The organism is Nostocoides australiense Ben110 (assembly GCF_001050535.1).
Taxonomy (GTDB): Bacteria; Actinomycetota; Actinomycetes; order Actinomycetales; family Dermatophilaceae; genus Nostocoides_A; species Nostocoides_A australiense.
This window is the reverse complement of the sequence record NZ_HG764815.1, coordinates 2355736-2360526: the sequence shown is the minus strand read 5'-3', so window position 1 is coordinate 2360526 and position 4791 is coordinate 2355736. Positions and strand designations below refer to the sequence as shown.

5 protein-coding genes are annotated in these 4791 nt (G+C 68.0%); 4 read left to right on the top strand and 1 reads right to left on the bottom strand.

All coding sequences use genetic code 11. The features are described from left to right. The 4 genes from BN11_RS11330 to BN11_RS11315 form a co-directional block, all read left to right on the top strand. Positions 1 to 456 (top strand): hypothetical protein (locus tag BN11_RS11330; protein ID WP_048697739.1); only part of this gene is annotated, 456 nt, incomplete at its 5' end. Positions 457 to 525: 69 nt separating this feature from the next. Then, positions 526 to 1881: a serine hydrolase domain-containing protein gene (locus tag BN11_RS11325; protein ID WP_048697736.1), complete on the top strand. Its 1356-nt coding sequence runs from the start codon at positions 526 to 528 to the stop codon at positions 1879 to 1881. A gap of 26 nt (positions 1882 to 1907) precedes the next feature. After that, entirely contained in the window at positions 1908 to 2483 is a 576-nt protein-coding gene (locus BN11_RS11320) for a CBS domain-containing protein (RefSeq protein WP_048697732.1), read from the top strand. Further along, positions 2480 to 3772, top strand: a complete 1293-nt coding sequence (locus BN11_RS11315) for an ArsB/NhaD family transporter (protein ID WP_048697728.1) — start codon at positions 2480 to 2482, stop codon at positions 3770 to 3772. Before BN11_RS11320 ends, BN11_RS11315 begins: the two co-directional genes overlap by 4 nt. A 49-nt stretch (positions 3773 to 3821) precedes the next feature. On the opposite strand, the gene BN11_RS11310 is transcribed toward BN11_RS11315, so the two are convergent. After that, positions 3822 to 4791: hypothetical protein (locus tag BN11_RS11310; RefSeq protein ID WP_048697725.1), on the bottom strand; the 970-nt coding region annotated here is incomplete at its 5' end.

The window sequence follows — 4791 nt, the reverse complement described above, 5'->3', positions numbered from 1 at the left end:
ACCCCCGCCGCTGTGCCGTCCCGGCCCGGCCCGGACACCGGGGCCGACGCGGACCCCGGGATCGACGCGGAGGCCCCGGCCCCACCGCATACCGCGGCACCGAAGCCCTCGGTCCTCGCCGGCAAGCGACCCTCGACGATCCTGCCCCCGAAGGCCGCGCCGCCGATGTGGACGACGAGCACCGGCGGGGCGAGCCGCGGGGAGGACATCGGCCTCGTCGACATCGAAGCCATCGACGCCGTCGTGCGCCAGGTCATCGCGACCTGGGTGTTGTCGGCAACGCCGGAGATGCTCATCGAGTTGCGCAAGAGCGAACCGTTCATCCCCGGCGACCTCGACCGCACCCTGCTGCTCGACCTGTCCAGCCGCACCGGCGAATACGACATCAACGACGCCTCGCGGCATGTCATGCGCGACCGCTTCTGGGAGCAGGTCAAGCGCCTGCGGCTGGGGTAACGAAAGTCGTCGCGTCGTGGCGGCGCGGGGACATTCCGCGCGCCACCTCCATGCACTAAGTTTCGCCGCATGAGCAGACGGGGTCGCACGATCCGCCGGATCGTGCTCGGCGTCCTCGTCCTGGCCGTGGTCGCCGTCATCGGTGGCTACTGGTACGAGCGGCCACTGCTGCTGACCGGCACCGGGTATGCCGCACACAACGCGTGCGCGGTGCGTCAGATCGCCGGCCGCGACGACCCGACGGCGGACCTGCCGCCCAATCCGCTCGTGCCCTATCTGCGCGATTCGACCGACGGCGCCCGCACGACAGGGTCGCTGTGGGGGCGCCTGGCGATCCAAAAGGCTTGGTACACAAAGGGATACGGATGCACGCTCGCGGATGAGGCGCCCGATCTCGGGACGGCGACGGCGGTCGGCGTCAAGGACAACCCCTTCTCGGGCGCCCCGACGCCGACCCCCCGCAAGGCCGTGACCCAGGCCCTCGCCAATGCTTTCGGCGACGACCTGCCGCAGGATCAGCGGGCCGCTCTCGGGACCCGAGCGGTCGTTGTCGCCCAGCACGGCAAGATCGTCGGGGAGCGGTATGCCGACGGGTTCGGTCCCTCCACGCCGCAGCTGGGCTGGTCGATGTCGAAGAGCGTCGCCAACCTGCTCGTCGGCCGGCTGGTCCTCGACGAGGTCCTCACCGTCGACGACGCAAAACTGCGCAAGGACTGGAAGGGCGACAAGGCCAAGATCACCATCGATCAGCTGATGCGGATGAGCAGCGGGCTGTCGTGGGACGAGACCTACGCTCTCGCAACGCCGGTGACGACGATGCTCTATCGGGAAGAGGACATGGGCGCCTACGCGGCCGGCCTCGACATGGCGCACAAGCCCGGCACCTATCAGCAATACTCCAGCGGCAGCACCAACATCATCTGCTCGGTCCTGCACGAGCGCACCGAGGTCGGCGCCGACCTGCCCCGGCAGGAACTGTTCGCCAAGCTCGGTCTCTCCTCAGCCGTCTGGGAGCCGGACGCGTCGGGGACGCCGGTATGCAGTTCCTATCTCTGGGCCACGCCACGCGACTGGCTGACGATCGGCCAGTTCGCCCTGCAGGGCGGGCAGTGGGCCGACCAACAGCTGCTGCCCGAGGACTGGATGGCCCAGTCCACCGAGGTCGTCAAGGTCGACAAGACCGAAGAGCCAGGGTATGCCGCGAGCTGGTGGACCAACAAGGACGCCGCGGGCAAGCGCATCTCCGAAATCCTTCCGCGAGAAGCGTATTGGGCGCAGGGGCACGACGGGCAACGGCTGTATGTCGTGCCGTCAGCCGACCTCGTCGTCGTCCGCCTCGGGTTCAGCCCGCAGGTCGAGCCGGCCGATCTGCGCGCCGACGCGCTCGTCGCCGACCTGGTCGCTGCCCTACCCGTCACCAAATAGCCCCGCGGCCTGGCAGGGTAGAGGGTATGCGCGCCATCGACCTTGCCGAGCAGGTGCCGACCGTCCACAAGGAGACCACCGGTGCCGAGGCTGCCCGGATCGTCGCTGAGTTCCGGCTCAACGGGCTGGTCGTTGCCGATGATTCCGGGGTGCCGATCGCGGTCATCCCCGGCAGCCAGCTGCTCTCGGTGGTGCTGCCGCAGTATGTCCGCGACGACCCCCACCTCGCGCACGCCTATGACGAACAGGCTGCCGACGACCTCTGCGCGAAGCTGACGACCGTCACCATTGGCGACCTGATCGACGCCAAACGGCTGACGCCGGCACAGCTGCCGCGAGTCGAACCTGACGCCACGGTGGTCGAGATCGTCTCCGCCATGAGCGAGTTGCACTATCCACTCATCGTCGTGGCCGATCAGGCTAGATTCCACGGAGTCGTGACGATGTCCCGCGTGCTCGCCGCCATCGCCCAGGCCGCGGGCCAGGACAGCGACCTGATCCGCCGCCGTCTCGACAAGGACATCATCGATCGGGGGCGGTCCGGCTACCTCAGCGAAGCCGGCGGGGACACCGCTCGCGGCGCAGGTGAGGACGCCCGGTGACGCTTGCTGCCTGGCTGGCGGTGGCGGTCTTCGCCAGCGCCTACATCCTGATCGCGACCGAGAAGCTCAACCGCGCCGCCGTCGCGCTCGGGGGCGCGGCGGCGATGGTGGCCATCGGGGCGACGCGCGGCCACGCGATGTTCTTCTCCGAGGAGACGGGCATCGACTGGAACGTGATCTTCCTGCTGTTCGGCATGATGATCATCGTCGGAATCCTCAAGGAGACAGGGGTTTTCGAGTTCCTCGCGATCTGGTCGGCGCAGCGCGCCCAGGCGCGGCCCTTCCGGATGATGGTGATGCTCATCCTCATCACGGCCGTCGCGTCGGCCCTGCTCGACAATGTGACGACGGTGCTGCTCGTCGCGCCGGTCACTCTCCTGCTGTGTGACCGGATGGCCCTGCCGCCGGTGCCGTTCCTGCTCGCCGAGGCGATGGCGAGCAATATCGGCGGCACCGCGACGCTCATCGGCGATCCTCCGAACATCATCATCGCCAGCCGGGCCGGATTGTCCTTCAACGACTTCGTCGTCAATCTCGCGCCGATCGTCGTCGTGCTGCTGGCCGTCTTCATCGGCCTGGCCTGGCTGCTGTGGGGCCGGCGTCTGGCCCATGACCCCGAGCGGTCCTCGGCAGTCATGGCGCTGACGCCGCGCGAGACGATCACCAATGCCGCGTTGTTGCGCCGGATGTCGCTCATTCTCGCGCTGGTGCTGCTCGGCTTCGTCACCCACGCCGTGACGCATATCGAGCCCTCCGTCATCGCCCTGCTGGGCGCCGGTGCCGCGATCCTCGTCTCCCGGCTCGAGCCCGACACCTATCTCGAGGACGTCGAGTGGGAGACGCTGCTCTTCTTCGCGGGCCTGTTCGTCATGGTCGGCTCCCTGGTCCACCAGGGCGTGATCGAGCAGCTGGCGCGCAGCGTGACCAGCCTCATCGACGGCAACTATCACGTTGCGGCCCAAGGCATCCTGGTCGGTTCGGCCGTGCTGTCGGGGATCGTCGACAATATCCCCTATGTCGCGACGATGTCGCCATTGGTGCATGGTCTCGTCGGCCCGGCCGCCGGTCTGCCACCCGAGGAGGCCTCACTGTGGTGGGCGTTGGCTCTCGGCGCCGATCTCGGTGGCAATGCGACCGCGATCGGGGCCAGTGCCAATGTCGTCGTCTGTGGCATCGCGAAACGCAACGGTCACCCGATCTCGTTCTGGGAGTTCACGAAATATGGCCTGATCGTCACGGCAGTGACGATCCTGTGCACGGTCCCGTATGTGACGCTGCGCTACTTCTAGGGCGGACCTAGATGATGGGGTTATGCCGGTCGAGCCTTCTAGGGCGGACCTAGACGATCGGGGTATGCCGGTCGAGCCAGGTGATATTGCCGTAGCCGAATCCGGTGCAGGCGCTGCGCAGGTCGGGGAAGAGGACCGACTCGTTGCGCAGCACTAGGCCGCCGGGGGTGTCGTATGCGGACGCGATGACGGTCAGCGGGGCGCGGGCATGGTTGGTCAAGGCGGTCGGCAGCTCGGCCTGACTGCCGTTGTCGGTGCGGAAGAAGAGGACGGTGTCGGTGAGGTCCTTGCCGGCGGCGCTCTCGGCGTAGATGAAGAACCGCTTGGGGGACAACAATTTCACCTGCAGTGTCAGGTCGACCTGAGGGGCCTTGAAGCCGGTGGGCCGGCGCGCGCCGAGGAGGCGGCGGTTGCCCCGGTGGACGAAGTTCGTCGCTCCCGCGGTCGTCTCTTGAACGACGCCGAGGATGGTCGCCTGCCCCTTGGGCAGCGCCAGGCGCAGCGTCAGATCCCAGGCACCGCCGGTCGCTCGCTTGAACAGGACGACCGGTTGCCGTTCCGGGTCCAGGAAGGCGCGGGCGTCAGGCGTGGCCGTCTTGTTGCGCCCGCGGGCCGGCGCGTCGATGCTGCGCACGGTCGCCGCGGTCACGGGTCGCTCGGTCAGGTCGAGGTCGCCCGGCGTCAGGTTGGCGAACCGCTCGCGCAGGAAGCGGTCCTGGATCTGCAGATCGCGTTCGTTGTGCGCGGTCTCGGCCTCGTCGATATTGAGGGCGACGGTGTGCAGCAGCCGCAACTGGGTCATCAGCAACTGCTCGGCCGAGTCGTTTCGGCCCCGGCGCGTGGACACCTCATATGCCGAAATGCTCTCCGGTAGATAACGTTCCAGAAGGTCGGCCAGCGTCGGATTCAGATCGTCGCCAGCGCTCGGGGCGGTGTCGGTGATCGCCCGGCTGAGCAGCACCGCCTCGGTGGGCAGGGTGGCGCTGAGCGCGTTGACCCGGGTCGCGATCGTGCTGCTG

Excerpts from the sequence above, each read along its gene's own strand:
- BN11_RS11325 (WP_048697736.1), top strand. The coding sequence starts at position 526 with ATGAGCAGACGGGGTCGCACGATCCGCCGGATCGTGCTCGGCGTCCTC.
- BN11_RS11320 (WP_048697732.1), top strand. The coding sequence starts at position 1,908 with ATGCGCGCCATCGACCTTGCCGAGCAGGTGCCGACCGTCCACAAGGAG.